General features: G+C 68.3%; 19 protein-coding genes. 3 read left to right on the forward strand and 16 right to left on the reverse strand.

Translation table 11 applies throughout. The annotated features are described in order from the left end of the window. Window positions 1-17: 17 nt before the first annotated feature. The 10 genes from L3V85_RS12715 to L3V85_RS12760 all read right to left on the reverse strand — a co-directional run bounded on the left by L3V85_RS12715 (window position 18) and on the right by L3V85_RS12760 (window position 8,298). Window positions 18-524: an AAA family ATPase gene (locus L3V85_RS12715; protein WP_237679559.1), complete on the reverse strand. Its 507-nt coding sequence runs from the start codon at window positions 522-524 to the stop codon at window positions 18-20. 194 nt (window positions 525-718) lie between these two features. Beyond that, window positions 719-1,504, reverse strand: a complete 786-nt coding sequence (locus L3V85_RS12720) for an amino acid ABC transporter ATP-binding protein (protein ID WP_272934790.1) — start codon at window positions 1,502-1,504, stop codon at window positions 719-721. Then, window positions 1,488-2,141: an amino acid ABC transporter permease gene (locus L3V85_RS12725; RefSeq protein ID WP_237679560.1), complete on the reverse strand. Its 654-nt coding sequence runs from the start codon at window positions 2,139-2,141 to the stop codon at window positions 1,488-1,490. The genes L3V85_RS12720 and L3V85_RS12725 overlap by 17 nt, the downstream gene beginning before the upstream one ends. Before the next feature lie 27 nt (window positions 2,142-2,168). Beyond that, window positions 2,169-2,831, reverse strand: a complete 663-nt coding sequence (locus L3V85_RS12730; RefSeq protein ID WP_237679561.1) for an amino acid ABC transporter permease — start codon at window positions 2,829-2,831, stop codon at window positions 2,169-2,171. A gap of 15 nt (window positions 2,832-2,846) precedes the next feature. Next, on the reverse strand, window positions 2,847-3,650 hold the full coding sequence (locus tag L3V85_RS12735) for a transporter substrate-binding domain-containing protein (protein ID WP_237679562.1): 804 nt from the start codon (window positions 3,648-3,650) through the stop codon (window positions 2,847-2,849). Then, on the reverse strand, window positions 3,647-4,438 hold the full coding sequence (locus tag L3V85_RS12740) for a GntR family transcriptional regulator (RefSeq protein WP_237679563.1): 792 nt from the start codon (window positions 4,436-4,438) through the stop codon (window positions 3,647-3,649). The genes L3V85_RS12735 and L3V85_RS12740 overlap by 4 nt, the downstream gene beginning before the upstream one ends. Before the next feature lie 97 nt (window positions 4,439-4,535). Next, on the reverse strand, window positions 4,536-5,876 hold the full coding sequence (locus L3V85_RS12745) for an MFS transporter (RefSeq protein ID WP_237679564.1): 1,341 nt from the start codon (window positions 5,874-5,876) through the stop codon (window positions 4,536-4,538). 41 nt (window positions 5,877-5,917) lie between these two features. Continuing rightward, a complete protein-coding gene (locus L3V85_RS12750; protein ID WP_237679565.1) occupies window positions 5,918-6,991 on the reverse strand; it encodes a hypothetical protein in 1,074 nt (357 codons plus the stop codon). Window positions 6,992-7,021: 30 nt separating this feature from the next. Continuing rightward, on the reverse strand, window positions 7,022-7,795 hold the full coding sequence (locus tag L3V85_RS12755) for an SDR family NAD(P)-dependent oxidoreductase (protein WP_237679566.1): 774 nt from the start codon (window positions 7,793-7,795) through the stop codon (window positions 7,022-7,024). Further along, the gene (locus L3V85_RS12760; protein WP_237679567.1) at window positions 7,792-8,298 is read right to left on the reverse strand and encodes an ester cyclase; all 507 of its coding nucleotides are present in this window, start codon (window positions 8,296-8,298) and stop codon (window positions 7,792-7,794) included. The genes L3V85_RS12755 and L3V85_RS12760 overlap by 4 nt, the downstream gene beginning before the upstream one ends. A gap of 142 nt (window positions 8,299-8,440) precedes the next feature. On the opposite strand from L3V85_RS12760, the gene L3V85_RS12765 reads away from it, so the two are divergent. After that, a complete protein-coding gene (locus L3V85_RS12765) occupies window positions 8,441-9,184 on the forward strand; it encodes a Crp/Fnr family transcriptional regulator (protein ID WP_237679568.1) in 744 nt (247 codons plus the stop codon). A 16-nt stretch (window positions 9,185-9,200) separates the two neighbouring features. Here L3V85_RS12765 and L3V85_RS12770 read toward each other — a convergent pair whose 3' ends face one another. Together L3V85_RS12770 and L3V85_RS12775 are read right to left on the reverse strand one after the other, a co-directional pair. Next, window positions 9,201-10,166, reverse strand: coding sequence for a Bug family tripartite tricarboxylate transporter substrate binding protein (locus L3V85_RS12770; protein ID WP_237679569.1), 966 nt, complete (start codon window positions 10,164-10,166; stop codon window positions 9,201-9,203). A 41-nt stretch (window positions 10,167-10,207) separates the two neighbouring features. Further along, entirely contained in the window at window positions 10,208-10,648 is a 441-nt protein-coding gene (locus tag L3V85_RS12775; RefSeq protein WP_237679570.1) for an OsmC family protein, read from the reverse strand. Window positions 10,649-10,875: 227 nt separating this feature from the next. Between L3V85_RS12775 and L3V85_RS12780 the strand changes: the two genes are divergently transcribed. Beyond that, window positions 10,876-12,573: a long-chain fatty acid--CoA ligase gene (locus tag L3V85_RS12780; RefSeq protein ID WP_237679571.1), complete on the forward strand. Its 1,698-nt coding sequence runs from the start codon at window positions 10,876-10,878 to the stop codon at window positions 12,571-12,573. Between the two features lie 18 nt (window positions 12,574-12,591). Here L3V85_RS12780 and L3V85_RS12785 read toward each other — a convergent pair whose 3' ends face one another. Then, window positions 12,592-13,074, reverse strand: a complete 483-nt coding sequence (locus L3V85_RS12785) for a tetratricopeptide repeat protein (RefSeq protein ID WP_237679572.1) — start codon at window positions 13,072-13,074, stop codon at window positions 12,592-12,594. 119 nt (window positions 13,075-13,193) lie between these two features. On the opposite strand from L3V85_RS12785, the gene L3V85_RS12790 reads away from it, so the two are divergent. Next, window positions 13,194-13,715: a thermonuclease family protein gene (locus tag L3V85_RS12790; RefSeq protein ID WP_237679573.1), complete on the forward strand. Its 522-nt coding sequence runs from the start codon at window positions 13,194-13,196 to the stop codon at window positions 13,713-13,715. A 16-nt stretch (window positions 13,716-13,731) separates the two neighbouring features. Here the strand turns inward: L3V85_RS12790 and L3V85_RS12795 are convergent, their stop codons facing one another. The 3 genes from L3V85_RS12795 to L3V85_RS12805 all read right to left on the reverse strand — a co-directional run bounded on the left by L3V85_RS12795 (window position 13,732) and on the right by L3V85_RS12805 (window position 17,104). Further along, a complete protein-coding gene (locus L3V85_RS12795; RefSeq protein WP_237679574.1) occupies window positions 13,732-15,396 on the reverse strand; it encodes a phospholipase D-like domain-containing protein in 1,665 nt (554 codons plus the stop codon). Between the two features lie 81 nt (window positions 15,397-15,477). Next, the gene (locus L3V85_RS12800) at window positions 15,478-15,729 is read right to left on the reverse strand and encodes a hypothetical protein (RefSeq protein WP_237679575.1); all 252 of its coding nucleotides are present in this window, start codon (window positions 15,727-15,729) and stop codon (window positions 15,478-15,480) included. Window positions 15,730-15,748: 19 nt separating this feature from the next. Continuing rightward, window positions 15,749-17,104, reverse strand: a complete 1,356-nt coding sequence (locus L3V85_RS12805; protein ID WP_237679576.1) for an NAD(P)/FAD-dependent oxidoreductase — start codon at window positions 17,102-17,104, stop codon at window positions 15,749-15,751. Window positions 17,105-17,128: the final 24 nt, after the last annotated feature.

Below are 17,128 nucleotides of genomic sequence, written 5' to 3' on the forward strand. Positions count from 1 at the left end.
GGGCCGAGCTTAGCGGCTCAGGCATGGCGCACCACCTCGAAGCCTTCGCTGTCCGACGGTGGCGCGAAGTGGCTGCTGATCAGGTCGAACTGGGCGTCCGAGGTCTCGAAGGCGTGGGTGCCCGACGCGTTGCGTGCCCGCAGCCGCTGCTTGCAGACCTCGTCGGGTACGTCCAGGAAATGCAGCCGGTGCGCCGCGCCGGCCTTCTCGAAGATGCCGCGCGCCCAGGCCCGGTTGGCGACGGTGTTCGCCGGAAAGTCGAGCACCACCGACACGCCGGCCACGAGCAGCGCGGCCACGTGGTCGGCCATCGCCGCCTTGAGCCGGCCCGATGCGCGCACATAGTCGGGCAGTTCGCGGATCTCGCCCGGATACAGCGCGGCGAGCCAGGTGTCTTCGCTGACGAGCACCGTGGCGGGCTCGGCGGCCAGGCGTTGGGTGAGGGTCGATTTGCCCGCGGCGATCTTGCCGCAGACCATGTGAAGTACGGGATGAAGGGCGGGACGGTTGGGGTTCGATGACATGGTTCGATCTCCTGTCGTGATCTTGAAGAAAACCCCAGGAGACAAAAAACCCGCCTCTTGGGGCGGGTTGCATGGCGTGAAGTCTTTGGAAGAACCGCGCGCTAACCCACCATCTCTTGGATGGTGCGAATAATCGACGCGATGTGCAGGCAGGCCATGGGCAGAGGATAGCCCATGACGGCGCCTTCGGTCAGTCAGTCATGCAGCGACGACAGGAACTGCTTGAGTTCGGGCGTCTGCGGGTTGCCGAACAGCTCGGCCGGCGGTCCCATCTCGTGCACGCGGCCCTGGTGCATGAAGATCACGCGGTCGCTGACCTTGCGCGCGAAGCTCATCTCGTGCGTCACCATCAGGAGCGTCATGCCCTCGTCGGCCAGCGACTCCACCACGCGCAGCACCTCGCCCACCAGTTCGGGGTCGAGCGCCGAGGTGATCTCGTCGCACAGCAGCACGGCGGGCTCCATCGCCAGCGCGCGGGCAATGGCCACGCGCTGCTGCTGGCCGCCCGAGAGCTGGTCGGGCATGGCGTCGAACTTCTCGGCCAGGCCAACGCGCGTGAGCAGCTTGCGCGCCTGCGACGCGGCTTCGAGGCTGCCGCGCTTTTTCACCAGCGTGGGCGCGAGCATCACGTTCTTGCCGACCGTGAGATGCGGGAACAGGTTGAAGCTCTGGAAGATCATGCCCACGCGCTGGCGCAGTTCGCGCATGGCCATGGCGCTTTCGTGCAGCAGCGGCTTGCCGTCGACAGTGAGCGAGCCTTCCTGGAACACCTCGAGCCCGTTGATGCAGCGCAGCAGCGTGCTCTTGCCCGAGCCGCTCTTGCCGATGATGGCGATCACCTCGCCGCGCTTCACGTCCAGGTCGATGCCCTTGAGCACCTCGTTGGTGCCGTAGGACTTGCGCAGCGCGGTGATGCGCACGATGGGCGCACCCATCGAGGTGGCGGGCTGTTGTTGCGATTCGTCAAGCACGGCGGCCATGGGTTTTCCTCTCGAGGGTCTTGGCGTACAGGCTCACGGGGAAGCACAGCACGAAATAAAGCAGGGCCACGCAGCTGAACACCACGAAGGGCTTGAAGGTGGCGTTCGAAATCATGCTGCCGGCCTTGGTGAGTTCGACGAAGCCGATCACCGACGCCAGCGCCGTTCCCTTGATGACCTGCACCAGGAAGCCCACGGTGGGCGCGATGGCGATCTTCACGGCCTGCGGCAGGATCACGTGGCGCATCTGCTCGCCGAAGCTCAGCGCCAGGCTGCCCGACGCTTCCCACTGCCCCTTCGGGATCGAGGCGACGCAGCCGCGCCAGATCTCGGCGAGGAAGGCGCTGGTGTAGAGCGTGAGCGCCACGCTGGCCGCGGTCCAGGCCGACACGTCGATGCCGAAGAGCGCAATGCCGAAGTAGGCCAGGAACAGCTGCATCAGCAGCGGCGTGCCCTGGAAGAGCTGCACGTAAAGGCCCACGGCCCTGTTCGCGAACCTGCCGCCGCGCAGCCGCAGGAACAGCAGCAGCGCCCCCACGATGCCTCCGCCCACGAAGGCGATGAGCGACAGCACGACGGTCCAGCGCAGCGCCATCAGCAGGTTGCGCAGGATGTCCCAGAGAGAAAAATCAGCCATGGTGAAAAGGCCCGTATGTGCGGTCGATCAGCGGCCGAAGAAGAACTTCGGCCCCGCCCAGTCGAGCAGCCGGCGCAGCGCGACCGACAGCGCGAGGTAGATCAGCGTGGCGACGATGAACGCCTCGAAGGCGCGGAAGTTGCGGCTCTGGATCAGGTTGGCGGCGTAGCTCAGTTCCTCGGTCGAGATCTGGCCGCACACGGCCGAGCCCAGCATCACGATGACGATCTGGCTCACCATCGCGGGCCACACCTTCTTCAGCGCCGGCGGCAGCACCACGCGCAGGAACACCTGCGACTTGCTCAGCGCCAGGCTCACCGCGGCCTCGATCTGCCCCTTGGGCGTGGCCTCGATGCCGGCGCGGATGATCTCGGTGGAATACGCGCCCAGGTTCAGCACCATCGCGATCACCGAAGCCACCTCCGGCGAGAGCTTCACGCCCGCCGCGGGCAGCCCGAAGAAGATGAAGAACAGCTGCACGATGAAGGGCGTGTTGCGGATCAGCTCCACGTACGTGCCCACCACGATGCGCAGCCACGCCGGCCCGTTCGCGCGCGCCCAGGCGCAGAAGGTGCCGACGATCATGCCCAGCACGGTGCCCACGGCCGTGAGGCCGATGGTCCATGCCACGCCGCGCAGCAGCAGCGGCCATTCCGACAGAACCGCCCCGAAGTCGAATTCGATGTTCATGGCCGCGTGGTTCGATCAGACGGGCAGGTCGCCGGCGGCCTTGCCGAGCCACTTCTTCGACATGGCGTCGAGGGTGCCGTCCTTCTTGGCGGCGGCGATGATCTCGTTGACCTTGGTCTTCAGAGCGGTCTCGCCCTTGGCGACGCCGACGAAGCAGGGGCTGTCCTTCAGCAGCAGCTTGAATTCGGCGCTCACCTTCGGGTTCTTGGAGAGCATGTCGCCGGCGACCGCCGCGCTGGTCGCGATGGTCTGCGTCTGGCCGGCCACGAAGGCGGCGATGGTCGCGTTGTTGTCCTCGAAGCGGCGGTAGTCGACGTTCGGCGGCGCCACCTTGTTCAGTTCCTGGTCTTCCATCGCGCCGCGCGTCACGGCGACGGTCTTGCCCGCCATGTCGGCGAAGCTGGTCAGCTTCATGCTCTTGGCGGCGTACACGGCCTGGAAGAAGGGCGCGTAGGCGGAAGTGAAGTCGATCACCTTCTCGCGCTCCGGGTTCTTGCCGAGCGTGGAAATCACCAGGTCGGCCTTGCGGGTCTGCAGGTAGGGAATGCGGTTGGCGCTGGTCACGGGCACCAGCTCGACCTTCACGCCCAGCTTGGCGGCGATGAGCTCGGCCATTTCCACGTCCAGGCCTTGCGGCTTCATGTTCTTGTCGACCGAGCCGTAGGGCGGGTAGTCGGTCGGCACGGCGATCTTGATGGTCTTGGCCTTGAGCACGTTGTCGAGCGCGTTCTGGGCCTGCGCCGCGCCGGTGGCGGCCAGCATGGCCACGGACACCATGGCGAGCGCGAACTGGCGTTTGGACAGGAAAGAGAAGGTCATAGCAAGGCTCCTAGGTAAGTCGAAGAATCGGAATCGGGAGGCGTGGCTGCCGTCGCTGAAGTCGCGGCGGGCTTGCGGGGCCTGGCGGCCTTGGCGGCGGCCTGCGTGTTGTGCAGCGGCGCCAGCGCGTCGCGCAGCTGGGCCAGCGGGTCGGTGGGTGCCTGCACGCGCAGGGCCGACTGCACCGTGCCGATGTGCTCGGCCATCAGCGCCTCGGCGGCGGCGTGGTCGCCGCGCTCCAGCGCCGCGACGATGCGTACATGGTCTTCGCACGACTGCACCGCATCGTGCGTGGACTGGTAGAGCATGGCGATCAGCGTGGTGCGCGCGGTGTAGTCGCGCAGCGTGTCGGCCAGCAGCGTGTTGCCCAGGCATTCGGCCAGGCACACGTGGAAGTCGCCGAGCAGGAAGCTGCGGTTGCCGACGTCGCTTTCCTTCAGCGCGGCTTTCTCGCGCTGCAGGTGCGCCTTCAATTGGCGCAGGGCGGTCTTCTCGATCTTTCCGGTGCTGCCGGCGCTACGGATCAGCCCCAGTTCGATGACGCGCCGCGCCTCGAAGGCTTCGCGCGCTTCATCCTGCGAAGGTTCGATGACGAACCAGCCGCGCCGCGCGCTCACGGTGACGATGCCGCGCGCCGCCAGCCGGGTGAGGGCTTCGCGCACGATGGTGCGGCTGCAGTCGAACAGTATTGCCAGCTGCTGCTCGCCCAGGCGCGAACCCGGCGCGAGCTTCTGCGCCATCACCGCTTCGACGATGCGTGCACTGATTTCGGATGCGGAAATGGCCATATGCCTGCATACCAGCAGCTTCTGTGCCAACTGGTATGCAAGCCGTGTGCACCTGAATGGAGCGCGGCCCCGGTGCGGGAGCCTTGAACGGGTGCGTTCAGCGTGGTGCGCGGCCCAGCGCACTGGCCGGCATTGCCACAAGCATGAGCAATGCCGACAGCACCAGCGCCCCGCTCAGTACGTACAGGCTCGTGGTGAAGCCGCCCGTCAGCGTCTTGAGCGCGCCGACCATCATCGGCGCCACCAGCCCCGCGCTGCCGCCGATGGTGCTGATGAGCGCAATGCCCGCGGCCGCCGCGCTCCTGGACATGAAAGTGCCCGGCACCGCCCACAGCACGGTGAAGGCGGCGGAAATGCCCATGGACGCCAGCGCCAGGCACAGCACGGCGGCGAGGGCGTCGTGCATGAACAGCGTGGTCAGCGCCAGCCCGGCCGCGCCGACGACCGCGCTCAGCGCGAAGTGCCAGCGCCGCTCCTTGCGCCGGTCGGACCTTCGCCCGACGACGATGTTGGCCGCAATGCCCGCCACCGCCGGAATCACCGCGTAGAACCCGATCTGCAGCACGCTGAGCCCCATCGACTTCAGGATGGTCGGCTGCCAGAAGGAGAGCGCGTAGATGCCCAGGATGATGAGGAAGGACATGAAGCCGATCAGCCACACGCGCCCGTCGCGCATTGCCGCGCCGAAGGTGTGGCGCTCGGCGGCGCCGTGCGCGGCCTGGTCTTCGGCGAGCAGCCGCGCCACGCGCTGTTTCTCGGCGGCCGAGAGCCAGGGCGCCTGCGCCGGGCTGTTCGACAGCCAGCGGAACGCCGCCAGGCCCAGCAGCACGCTCGGAACCCCTTCGAGCAGGAACAGCCACTGCCAGCCGCGCAGCGAGAGCACGCCGTCGAGGCAGGTCATGGTGAGCCCGGCGATCGGCCCGGCCACGATGGGCGCCGCGCCGAAGGCCATGAAGAACAGCGCCGTGGCCTGCGCGCGCCGGTGCGAGGGAAACCACAGCGTCAGGTAGAACAGCACGCCCGGCGCGAAGCCGGCCTCGAACACGCCGATCAGGAAGCGCAGCACATAGAACTGCGTGGGCGTGGTCGCGAACATCATCGCGGCCGAGGCCAGCCCCCACAGGCCCATGATGCGCAACAGCGTGGCGCGCACGCCGATCTTCGCGAGCATCAGGTTGCTCGGAATCTCGAACACCGCGTAGCCGATGAAGAAGATGCCCGCGCCCAGCCCGAACACCGCGTCGCTGAAGCCCAGTTGCTCCTTCATCTGCAACTGCGCATAGCCCACGTTGGTGCGGTCGAGGTAGTTCAGCACATAGCAGGCGCACAGCAGCGGCATCAGCCGCCAGGTGATCTTGCGAAAGAGCGCGGCGTCGTCGCGCGCGGCGGTTTCCGGGGACGCATGCGCGGGCGTGGCGCCCAGGGTGGCGGTGTTCATCGTCCATGTCTCCTTGTGTTGTTCCTTGTTCCGCCGAGGCCTCAGGCGCGCACCGGCGCGCCGTGGCTCGTCTCGCCCCACAGGTGGCTGGCCGGCGCACCCGGAAACAGCCAGTGCGGCGAGCATTCGCTGGACGGCACCACGTTGCTGAAGCCGTGCTGCGCCGAGGTGCCGGCGAGCGTCTTTTCCAGCACCATCGACAGGTACTGGTCGTTGCTGCCTTCCTGGGTGTTGCCGTTGAGGATCACCTCGGCGCCCGTGGCTTTCGCATAGCGGCGAATGCCGTTGTGCCGCGACTGCAGCGGCGCCCAGCTGTCGGCTGCCACGCCGTTCTCGCTGCTCACGCGCAGGCCGTCGGTGGTGCGGTAGACCAGCGAGTGGTTGCCTTCGGTGTGGCCTGGCGTGTGTACCAGCGCCACGCCGCGTCCCAGCTGGATGCTGCCGTCGAAGGCCGCGATGCGCTCCGCCGGCACGCCGTCGAGCCCGTGCGGGCAGTACCACTCGGCCTGCACCGGCAGCAGGCCTCGCACGTTCGCGAGCTCCTGCCGGTGCACCAGCAGTCTGGCGTTCGGAAAAAGACCAGGTGCCCCTGCATTGCCGAGCCAGCGCCGCACATCCTGCGTGTGCAGGTGGTCGTAGGTGATGAAGTCGACCTGCTCGGGCGCGATGCCGCAGCTCGCGAGCGCCTGCGGCACGGTCTGGTAGATCGGCGCGATGGTCTTGTGCAGGAACCTGGGCGTCTGCTCGCTCAGGCGCTTGAAGTAGGGCGTCTCGTTGCCGGCCTCGAAGTCGGCCGGGGTGAACAGCAGCGTGCGCAGCCGCCCCTCGAAGTCGTCGTACTGCAGCAGCGTGGTGCGCGCCAGCAGGTGCACCATGTGCGGCTTGAGCAACTGCTGCGAATACACGCCGGTGAAGGCGAACCACGCGGGGTACGGAATGCGCAGCAGGTTGAAGCTGCGCGCGAAGCGCACCGGCGGCGCGTCGAGCATCCGCTCGCGCAGCGCCTCGGCGCCGTGGCGGATGGCGCGCAGGCGGTCCTGCGGCATGGCGGCGTCGCGTGCGCCTTGCAGTTCCGCGAGTTGCGCGAAGCTGGTCGGCTCGGGGTCTCGGGTCATGTCGTCTCCTGGAAGAAAAATGGGCGGCGCTCAGTACACCGAGCGCCCGCCCGAGATGTCGAACACCGCGCCGGTGCTGAAGGAGCAGTCGTCCGAAGCGAGCCAGGCGGCCATGGCCGCGACCTCGTCGACTTCGACGAAGCGCCCCATTGGCACGCGCGAAAGCAGGGCGGTGCGCAACTGCTCGCGGTGCTCGGCGGGCACGGCCGCGAACACCTCGGTGTCGGCCGCCGAGGGCGTGATGCAGTTCACCAGCACGCCCGCGGGCGCCAGCTCCTTGCCGAGCGACTTGGTCAGCGCGATGAGCCCGGCCTTCGATACCGAATAGGCGGCGTTCAGGCCGTTGCCCTCCTTGCCCGCGACCGAGGCGATGTTCACGATGCGGCCGCGCCGGCGCTCCAGCATCTGCGGCGCCACGGCGCGGCAGCACAGCCACGCGCCCGTGAGGTTGATGTCGAGCACCTCGCGCCACTGCGCCGGCGTATGCGCCCATGCCGGCACCGTCGGGCCGAGCACGCCCGCGTTGTTGACGAGGATGTCGATGCCGCCGAAGCGCTCTTGCGACTGCGCCGCGGCCCGCTCGATCTGCGCCTCGTCGCGCACGTCGACGAGCGCCGTGGCCGCGGTGCCCAGCGGTGCCAGCGCCTGCAGCGCCTCCGCCAGCAGGGCGGCATCGCGGTCCCACAGCGCCACGCTGGCGCCGGCCGAGAGGCAGCGCCGGGCGATCGCCAGCCCGATGCCGCGCGCGCCGCCCGTCACCACGGCGTGGCGGCCCGCGAGCGCGTCGCCGCGCAGGGCGTTCATGCGGCCGCCGTCTCGGTCGCGGGAGCCGGCGCCGGCTGGCCCAGCAGCCCGGCCATCAGCCCCGCGACGGCCTGGGCCGGCACGCCCGCCAGAAGCTGCCGCAGCATGGTCAGCGTGTCGAAGTACACCCGCTCGCACACCAGCCGGTCGCCCTCGAAGATGAAGAAGGCATTCATGCGGCAGCGAAAGCTGTTGCCCGTGGGCGGGATGCCCTTGAGCGGGCCGAGGTGCGTGCCCAGCAGCCAGAACTCGACGATCACCGAGTCGTCGGCATGCCGCAGCTGGATGATCTCGTGCCGCTGGTCCGGAAAGGCACGGCGCGTGTCGATGTAGTACTGGCGCACGTCGGCAATGCCGTCATGCACCTCGCCGCTGGGGATCAACTCGTAGTGGGGGTGCGGAAAGGTGCCGAGCACGGCGTCGAAGTCCTGCCGGGTCTCGTCGGCGAAATGGTCGAGCACGAGGCGCTCGCGGCGGGCTTGCAGGTCGGTGGTTGCGTTCATCGGGGTGTGCTCCATGTGACAGGGAATGACAGGGGCCCCGGGTTGCCGCGAATGCGCCGTGCGGGGCTCGCTGCGTACTATCGGCAGCCCCTCGAAACAAGACTGTCCGGTGTTGGCAATCGCCGCTCCGGACAAACCCGCGATGCCACGCACGCCCATTCCCGCCGATATCCCGGCCGACGTCTCCGCCGGCTCCTCGTCTCCCGGTGCGCAGCCCTCGCCGGTGCACAACAGCGACATGCGGCTGGCCGGCGAGGTGCAGCAGCGCCTGCTCGACGTGGCCCACCGGCGCACGCTGGCGCGCGGGGAATCGCTTTTTCACAAGGGCTCGCAGCCTGATGCGCTGTTCGGCGTGGTCAGCGGCTCGCTGCGCGTGAGCGTGGTCGCGCCGGGCGGGCGCGAGGCGGTGATCGCGATGCTCGAGCCGGGCCACTGGTTCGGCGAGGTTTCGCTGCTGGTGGGACGCGAGCGCGTCTACGACACCTGCGCGGTCGACACCACCGAGATGGCCGTGGTGGCGGCGGCGGACTTCCACCGGCTCGTCGCGGCGCATCCCGACGTGCACATGGCCTTCACGCGGCTGGTGTGCCTGCGGCTGCGTCAGGCGCTGGCCTGGATCGACGACGTGATCCTGATGCCGCTGCCCGTGCGGCTCGCGCACCGCCTGCTGACGCTCGATGCGCGCGCGCCGGGGCCGGGCGAAGGCGGTGGCACGCTGCTTGGCGTGTCGCAGGAAGACCTGTCGTTCATGCTCGGCGTGTCGCGCCAGAGCGTGAACCGGCAACTCAAGCTGTGGGAGGAAGACGGCACGCTGCGCGTGCGCTACCGCAGCATCGAACTGCTCGACCGCGCGCAGCTCGAGCGGCGCGCGGCCACGCCGAGCTGAGCCAGGAGAGGGAAGCTCAGTCCATCCGCGCGCCGGATGCCTTCACCGCCTTCTCCCAGCGCGGTGTTTCCGTTGCAAGGAAGCGCGCGAAGTCCTCGCTGCCCAGGTAGGCCGGGTCGGCGCCCTGGCTCACCATGCGGTCGCGCACTTCGGGGTTGTTCAGCACCTGCCTGAAGGCGTCGCCGAGCTTGGCGACCACGTCTTTCGGCGTGTCCTTCGGCGCGAGGAAGCCGTAGAAGCCCACCACCTCGAAGCCCTTGACGCCCGACTCGATGACCGTCGGCACGTCGGGCAGAGCGGGGTTGCGTTCGCGGCTGGTCACGGCCAGCGCGCGCACCTTGCCCTGCTTGTGATAGTTGGCCGCCTGCGGGATCGATTCGGCCATGAACTGCACCTGCCCGCCCATCAGGTCGGTGAAGGCCGGCGCGCTACCGCGGTAGGGGATGTGCACCATGAAGATGCCGGTCGCGGTCTTGAACATCTCGGGCACCAGGTGGCTGATGCCGCCGTTGCCGGCCGAGCCGTAGTTGACCTGGCCGGGCCGCGCCTTGGCATAGTCGATGAACTGCCTGAGGTTCTGCACCGGCAGCTTGGGCGTGACCAGCAGGGCCAGCGGCTGCATGGCGGTGCGGGCGATGGGCACGAAGTCGCGCTGCGTGTTGTAGGGCAGCTTGCTGTAGAGCGCGCCGTTGATCACCGCCACGCCGGTGTTGGCCAGCATGAGCGTGTAGCCGTCGGCCGGGCTCTTGGCCACGGCATCGGCGCCCACCGAGCCGCCCGCGCCCGGCTTGTAGTCGATGATGATCGGCTGGCCCAGCACGGCCTGCAGCTTGTCGGTCAGCAGGCGCGCGTGCTGGTCGAGCGGGCCGCCGGCCGGAAAGCCGATGACGAGCTTGATCGGCTTGTCGGGGTAGGCGGCCAGCGCGGCCGTGCCGAGGCTGAAAGAAAGGGCCGCCAGCGCGGCCCGGATGGGCTTGTTCATGATCCGTCTCCTTGTTGTGGAGACGATCATAAGCAGCCTCCTCAGCCGGCCAGCGTGGCCTTGAGCGTGATCTCGGGCACGCTCGCCAGCGCCTTCGACAGCGGGCAGCCGGCCTTGGCGGCGGCCGCGATCTGCTGGAACTTCGCCTCGTCGAGCTTCGGCACGGCGGCGTCCAGCTCGAGCGCGATGCGGTCGATCTTGAAGCCTTCGCCGTCCTTGGCCAGCCGCACAGCGGCTTTGGTGTCGATCTTGGTGGCGGTGAAGCCTTCCTTCTCGAGCGCGAAGGCGAAGGCCATCGTCAGGCAGGCCGCGTGGGCCGCGCCGACGATTTCCTCGGGGTTGGTGCCGCGCTTGTCGTCTTCGAAACGGCTCGCGAAGCCGTAGGGGTAGTCCTTGAGGGCGCCGGTCTCGGTGCTGATCTGGCCCTTGCCGGTCTTGCCGGCGCCTTCCCAGTGAACGCTTGCGTGCTTGTCTGCTGCCATGTCGGTTCCTTCGTGCGGTAGGTGGGTGGGTTGGGGGAACGGCAGGTATCGCCGATGGACCGCCGGTTGTCTGTAGTCGCAGGGCGCATGCGCGCCGGCGGTGTCAGAAAAAATGGCGTCACCTAGGCGACGGCCCGCGGGCTTCCCCGATGGGAGCGGCGCCGTCGGCGGCTTAGGCTGCGTGCAGCCGCTTTTTTTCTCCCTCCCGCTTCCCGCCTGTTCTCACCATGCAACAACGCCCGCATTACAAGTTCTGGCCCAAACGCCTTCCGCATTCGATCACCGTCCCGGCCACCTCGCTCTGGCACAACCTGGCCACCTCGGCCGCCCGCTATCCGGACAAGCCGGCGCTGGTGTTCTTCGGGCGGGTGCTGAGCTACCGCGACTTTGCCGAGCAGGCCGAGCGCCTGGCCGGCGCGCTGCATGCGCTGGGCGTGAAGCGCGGCGACCGCGTGATCCTGGACATGCAGAACTGCCCGCAGCTGGTGATCGCGCATTTCGCGATCCTGCGCGCCAACGCGGTGGTGGTGCCGGTCAACCCGATGAACCGGGCCGAGGAGCTCAAGCACTACATCACCGACCCCGACGCCAAGGTGGCGATCATCACCGGCGACCTCGCGGCCGAGCTCGCCAAGGCCAGCGATGCGCTGCCGCCCGAGCAGCGGCTGTCGCACATGATCGTGACCCAGTTCACCGACGCCTTCGACGCCGACGTGTCGGGCGACGACGCCCCGGCGCCGGCCTGGAAGGAGTGGCTCACCACCCGCCATCCGCTGCCCGCGCTGGCCGGCGGCCAGGTCATGGCCTGGACCGACGCGCTGGCCGCCAACCATCCAGCGCCCGCGCACGTGGTGGGCGCCAACGACATGGCGCTGCTGCCCTACACCAGCGGCACCACCGGCCTGCCCAAGGGCTGCGTGCACCACCATTCGAGCCTGATGCACAACGCCATGGCCGGCCAGCTCTGGGGCGGCTCGACTTCCGAGGCTGTGGTGCTGGCGGTGGTGCCCATGTTCCACATCACCGGCGTGGTCAGCATGATGCACACCGCCGTGCTGGCGGCGGCCACGCTGATCATCATGCCGCGCTGGGACCGCGACGTGGCCGGCCGGCTCATCTCGCGCTGGAAGGTCACGGCCTGGACCAACATCCCGACCATGGTCATCGACCTCATGGCCAGCCCCAACTTCGCGAGCTACGACCTGTCGAGCATGAACTACATCGGCGGCGGCGGCGCGGCCATGCCGCAGGCGGTGGCGCAGAGACTGCTGGAGCAGTACGGCCTGAAGTACCAGGAAGGCTACGGCCTGACCGAGACCGCCGCGCCCTCGCACACCAACCCGTCGGACCACCCCAAGCAGCAATGCCTGGGCATTCCGTTCATGAGCACCGACGCGCGCGTGGTCGACCCCGACACCCTGGCCGAAATGCCCATCGGAGAATCGGGCGAGATCATCATCCACGGCCCCGAGGTGTTCCAGGGCTACTGGAAGCGGCCGGACGCCACTGCCGCCGCCTTCGTCGAGTTCGAGGGCAAGCGCTTCTTCCGCTCGGGCGACATGGGCCGCATGGACGAGGAGGGCTACTTCTTCATCACCGACCGCCTGAAGCGCATGATCAACGCCAGCGGCTTCAAGGTGTGGCCGGCCGAGGTCGAACTGCTGATGTTCCGCCACCCCGCGATCCAGGAGGCCTGCGTCATCTCGACCAAGGACGACTACCGCGGCGAATCCGTCAAGGCCGTGGTGGTGCTGCGCGCCACGCACAAGGACACCACCGAGCAGGAAATCATCGACTGGTGCCGCGAGAACATGGCGGTCTACAAGATCCCGCGCAAGGTGCAGTTCGTCGATGCGCTGCCCAAGAGCGGCAGCGGGAAGGTGATGTGGCGGCTGCTGCAGGAAGACGAGAGCCGCGCCAAGTGAGCGCGGCGCGCCCCGGCCTTACTTGCCCAGGCCCAGCGACTTCAGCAGCGCACCAGCCTCCGTGCGCCCGTTCGAGGTGATCGACGGCGAGGCCATCGCCTTGCCCAGGTAGTCCACCACCTTGTGCCGGTTCTGGTTCGGTCCTTCCCACAGGAAGAGCCGTCCCAGTTCCAGCGCCGCGTCGCCGTCGCCTTGCGCGTAGGCCTTCTCGAACCAGAAGCGCGCCCAGCGGAAGTTGCCTTCGTCGCGATAGCAGATGGCGAGGTTGGCGCAGCCCGCCACGTCGCCCGCCTTGGCGGCCTTGCGATACCAGTCGCGCGCCGCCGCGGGGTTTTTCTTCACGCCGATGCCGTGGTCGAGGAAGTAGCCGACGCTGTTGAGCGCATGGGTCTCGCCCGCGGCCGCCGCCTTGAGGAACAGCGAGAGGGCCTTCTTGTGCGCGCCGGCATCCCATGCGTCGTTGGCTGCGAGGAACCAGTCGTCCTGGGTGGGTTCTTGCATGGTGCGTGCTCTCCTTCGAAGCGTGGTTCAAAAGAAAAAGTCTGTGTACCGACCGGTTCCGGCGAATGGATCACGTAGCCTCGATCGGTTCTGCCATTCTGCCTATCTCCCGGTTTTTCATGCATTCGCGCGCGTTGCTGCTTTCCTGCCTCCTTGCCTTTTCTCCCCTCCTGACCCAAGCCGCTCCGCGCTCCTGCCTCGTCGTGGGCATCAGCGACGGCGACACGCTCACCGCGCGCTGCGGCCGCATCGGCGCCTATGAACGCGTGAAGGTGCGCATCGCGGCCATCGACGCGCCGGAGAAGGCGCAGCCCTACGGCCAGCGCAGCCGCCAGGCGCTCAGCAACCTGTGCTTCAGCGAAACGGCGCTCATCACCGAGGTCGACACCGACCGCTACGGCCGCACCGTGGCCGACGTCAGCTGCAACGGCGAGGACGTCGGCAGCCGCATGGTGTCCGAAGGCTGGGCCTGGGTCTACGACTACAACAAGATCGCCACCAAGCGCGGCGGCGGGCTCTTCAAGCTCGAGGCCAAAGCGCGCGGCAAGCGCCTGGGCCTGTGGGCCGACCCGAGGCCGACGCCCCCTTGGGAGTGGCGCCGCCGCGAGCGCGACTCGCGGCACCACGGCTTCTTCTTCTGAGCCTGGGCGCGCGCAGTCAGGCGCCGACCCAGAAGTCGATCTCGCGCAGCGCGGCACCGCCGGGCTTGAGGTAGCCCTTCTGCCAGCTGTCGCCGTCCTCCAGCCCTTTCCATTGCTTGGAGGGCTTCTGCACCGCGCGACGGAAGCGCCAGCGGTACTGGTTGTAGATCGACATGATGTTCGTCGCATAGGCCGAGGCCAGCCCCGGCGCGTCGCGCACGATCAGCAGGTTCTCGTCGTTGATGCCGCTGGCCTTGGGCCCCAGGTTGTGCGAGCCGGTCAGCAGCACCGGGTGCTCCGAGAACGGGTCCACCAGCACCACCTTGCTGTGCACCATGGCGAAGGTATTGGGCAGCTTCTTGAGCTCGCGGCGGAACCACTTGGTCTGCGCGTCGATGGCGGCGGGCAGCACCACGTCGAAGTCGGCCTTCTCGGAGTTGGCCTGGTCGAACAGCTCGACGGGGTGGGCGGTGGTGCTCGGGTCCTGGTTGATCACACCCTTGATGTAGAGCCGGTGTTCGCCGTCGCCGGCGCGCGCGGTGTCGATGATCTCGTTGAGCAGCGTGTCGGCCGGGCCGGGGTTGAACATGAGGAACAGCACCGCCTGCCGCGCGCCCTGCACGATGGCGCGGGCCTCTTCCAGGTCGACCTGGCCCACCGTGGGCGTGAACCACAGGCGCGTGGGCGCGGAGCCGACCTTGGTGGCGCGCGGGCGGCTGTTTTCTTCCTTCAGCTCAGGCGGCGTCTGGTCGCCGGCTTCCTTGAGCAGGTCCCACTGCTTGCGGTATTCGCGCGCCAGTTCGAAGTCGTCGAGCAGCAGCGAGTTGTTGGCTTGCGTGCACAGGCCGGTCTGGGTCCAGTTCTGGCTGCCGGTCCACACCCAGCGCGGCTTCTGTTCTTCGTCGCAGATGACGAGGAATTTGTTGTGGCCCAGCGCGCGCGGCGACACCATGCGGTCGTGCAGGTCGATCTTCGCGGCGAGCCGTTCGCGGGCGGCGGCGTTCTGGTCTTCGCCTTTCTTCTTCACGCTGCCGTTGGCCAGCACTACGTGCGCGCGCTTGCGGAATTTCTCGAGCGCGGTCTCGAGCGCTTCGTCGTCGAGTTCGTAGAGGGCGGCGTACACGTCGCGCTTCTCGCTCGCCGCCTGCGCCAGCAGCTCGAACAGGCGCTCGCCCAGCGCGCCCATGAGGTACGCGCGGAACGGATCGCCGGGCGTCTCGATGACCTTGCGCAGCTTCTTCGTCTTCAGGTCTTCCGCGGTGATGCCGAGCCGGCGCGACACCCATTGCGAGGCCACGATGCCGCGGTTGAAGTACGCCTCGATCTTCGGGGATACCTCGTGATTGAGCACGATCTCGTCGGTCCAGCCGCTGGCGTCGGTGCTGTCGGCGCGCAGGTTCTTGCGGTCGGGGCCGACCATCGGCACCACGCGGTACTGCAGGCGGTCGCCGGGGTTGGCCATGTAGTCGGTCCACTGGTACTTCTGGATCGGCCAGTTGGTGGATGCGCGGCGGTCGCCGTCTTTCTGCTTCTCTTCGGCGAAGCCGACCCAGGTGCTGACCACTTCCTCGACGCCGTTGCGGCGCCGCATGAGCGCGAAGCCCCGGCAGTCCTTGATGAAGCCTTCGGGTTTCCAGGCGATGAACGCGTCGTCGCCGTTGTGATGGACCTTCGCTTGCATGGCGTGCTCCTTGTGAAGCCCGCATTGAGTGCAAGCGCCATGACATGGCAATGACAGCGCCCGGCATGCTGCCGGGGCGCCTCAGCAGGCGCCGGAACTCCAGCAGCGCAGCGGGGGAAAGAGCAGGCCCGCGACGAAGCTGATGACGCAGAACACCAGCAGGATCAGCGCCGCCATGCGCAGCCCCTCGGCGCTCCAGCGCGGCGCGAAGTTGTCGACGATGAAGCCCGAGAGAAAGGTGCCCTCGAGGTATTCGGCGCCGCCCCAGCGCAGCACCCACAGCCACAGCAGCGCCTGGGCCGCATGCAGCACGATCCACAGCGTGAGAGACATCGCGGCGCAGCTTCCCGGCTCAGGACTCGCCCTTGCCCTGCACGTCGGCCACCACGCGCGCATTGCGCTGGAAGCTCCAGTAGGCGCCGGCCCAGTCCATCATCACGACGATGCGGTTGCGAAAGCCGATCAGGAAGTACGCGTGCGCGAACAGCCAGAACAGCCACGCCAGCCGGCCGCTGAAGCGCAGCGGGCCGAAGGGCGTGCCCAGGTCGACCACGGCCGAGTTGCGGCCGATGGTGGCGAGGTTGCCGTAGTCGGCATAGCGGAACGGCGTCGTCGGCCGGCCGGCGATGCGGCACAGGATGTTGGCCGCCGCCGCGCGCCCCATCTGCTTGGCGCCGGGCGACACGCCGGGCACAGGCTTCGGCGGCTTGCCGGGCGCGTGGCTCATGGCGGCGGCAAGGTCGCCCACCACGCTGATCGATGGGTAACCCGCCAGGCTCAGGTCGGGCTCGACCTTGATGCGGCCCGCGCGGTCGCATTCGACGCCGGTGGCGGCGCCCAGCATGCGCCCCAGCGGCGAGGCGGCCACGCCCGCGGCCCACACCACGCAGCTGCTATCGATTCGGTAGCTGGCAGCGGGCGCTCCATCCGCGCCGCCGCCGGTCTGCACCTCGAGGCCGGTGGGGTCGATGGCGGTCACGCGGGCGTTCAACCGCACCTCGACGCCCAGTTTTTCGAGCTGCTCCAGCGCCTTCTGGCTCAGCGACTCGGGCATGGCCTGCAGCACGCGCGGGCCGCCTTCCACCAGCAGCACCTGGGCGCTTGCCGGGTCGATGTGGCGGAACTCGCCCGACAGCGTGTGCTTGGCGATCTCGGCCAGCGTGCCGGCCATTTCGACGCCGGTCGGGCCGGCGCCGATCACCACGAAAGTGAGCAGGGCGCGGCGGCGCTCGGGGTCGGTGGTGATCTCGGCCGTCTCGAACGACAGCAGCACGCGGCGGCGGATCTCGAAGGCATCGGCCAGCGTCTTCAGGCCGGGCGCGATGGGCGCCCACTGGTCGTTGCCGAAGTAGCTGTGCGTTGCGCCGGCCGCGACGATCAGGTGGTCATAAGGCACGCTGTCGCCGTTGGCCAGTTGCACCATGCGCGCGGCGGGGTCGATGCCCGTGACCTCGCCCAGCAGCGTGGTGATGCGCGGCTGCTTTCGGAAGAGCGCGCGCACCGGCGCCGCGATCGATGGAGCGGCGAGCCCGGCGGTCGCCACCTGGTAGAGCAGGGGCTGGAACAGGTGATGGTTGGTCTTGTCGATCACCGTCACGTCGACATCCGCGTGCTGGAGCTTGCGCGCCGCTTCGAGTCCGCCGAATCCGCAGCCGACGATGACGATTCGCGGCCTGCCCGATGTGCCCGATGGGTTGGTCGTTTGCATGCGACGGATGATACGCAGCCCGCC

Source organism: Variovorax paradoxus (assembly GCF_022009635.1).
In the GTDB taxonomy this organism is placed as follows: domain Bacteria; phylum Pseudomonadota; class Gammaproteobacteria; order Burkholderiales; family Burkholderiaceae_C; genus Variovorax.

Bases quoted from the DNA above. Each gene is read 5' to 3' on its own strand.
- L3V85_RS12715 (WP_237679559.1), bottom strand. From the start codon at position 524: ATGTCATCGAACCCCAACCGTCCCGCCCTTCATCCCGTACTTCACATG.
- L3V85_RS12780 (WP_237679571.1), top strand. From the start codon at position 10,876: ATGCAACAACGCCCGCATTACAAGTTCTGGCCCAAACGCCTTCCGCAT.
- L3V85_RS12735 (WP_237679562.1), bottom strand. From the start codon at position 3,650: ATGACCTTCTCTTTCCTGTCCAAACGCCAGTTCGCGCTCGCCATGGTG.
- L3V85_RS12800 (WP_237679575.1), bottom strand. From the start codon at position 15,729: ATGTCTCTCACGCTGTGGATCGTGCTGCATGCGGCCCAGGCGCTGCTG.
- L3V85_RS12745 (WP_237679564.1), bottom strand. From the start codon at position 5,876: ATGAACACCGCCACCCTGGGCGCCACGCCCGCGCATGCGTCCCCGGAA.
- L3V85_RS12805 (WP_237679576.1), bottom strand. From the start codon at position 17,104: ATGCAAACGACCAACCCATCGGGCACATCGGGCAGGCCGCGAATCGTC.
- L3V85_RS12740 (WP_237679563.1), bottom strand. From the start codon at position 4,438: ATGGCCATTTCCGCATCCGAAATCAGTGCACGCATCGTCGAAGCGGTG.
- L3V85_RS12760 (WP_237679567.1), bottom strand. From the start codon at position 8,298: ATGAACGCAACCACCGACCTGCAAGCCCGCCGCGAGCGCCTCGTGCTC.
- L3V85_RS12725 (WP_237679560.1), bottom strand. From the start codon at position 2,141: ATGGCTGATTTTTCTCTCTGGGACATCCTGCGCAACCTGCTGATGGCG.
- L3V85_RS12785 (WP_237679572.1), bottom strand. From the start codon at position 13,074: ATGCAAGAACCCACCCAGGACGACTGGTTCCTCGCAGCCAACGACGCA.
- L3V85_RS12730 (WP_237679561.1), bottom strand. From the start codon at position 2,831: ATGAACATCGAATTCGACTTCGGGGCGGTTCTGTCGGAATGGCCGCTG.
- L3V85_RS12795 (WP_237679574.1), bottom strand. From the start codon at position 15,396: ATGCAAGCGAAGGTCCATCACAACGGCGACGACGCGTTCATCGCCTGG.
- L3V85_RS12750 (WP_237679565.1), bottom strand. From the start codon at position 6,991: ATGACCCGAGACCCCGAGCCGACCAGCTTCGCGCAACTCGCGGAACTG.
- L3V85_RS12775 (WP_237679570.1), bottom strand. From the start codon at position 10,648: ATGGCAGCAGACAAGCACGCAAGCGTTCACTGGGAAGGCGCCGGCAAG.
- L3V85_RS12755 (WP_237679566.1), bottom strand. From the start codon at position 7,795: ATGAACGCCCTGCGCGGCGACGCGCTCGCGGGCCGCCACGCCGTGGTG.
- L3V85_RS12720 (WP_272934790.1), bottom strand. From the start codon at position 1,504: ATGGCCGCCGTGCTTGACGAATCGCAACAACAGCCCGCCACCTCGATG.
- L3V85_RS12770 (WP_237679569.1), bottom strand. From the start codon at position 10,166: ATGAACAAGCCCATCCGGGCCGCGCTGGCGGCCCTTTCTTTCAGCCTC.
- L3V85_RS12765 (WP_237679568.1), top strand. From the start codon at position 8,441: ATGCCACGCACGCCCATTCCCGCCGATATCCCGGCCGACGTCTCCGCC.
- L3V85_RS12790 (WP_237679573.1), top strand. From the start codon at position 13,194: ATGCATTCGCGCGCGTTGCTGCTTTCCTGCCTCCTTGCCTTTTCTCCC.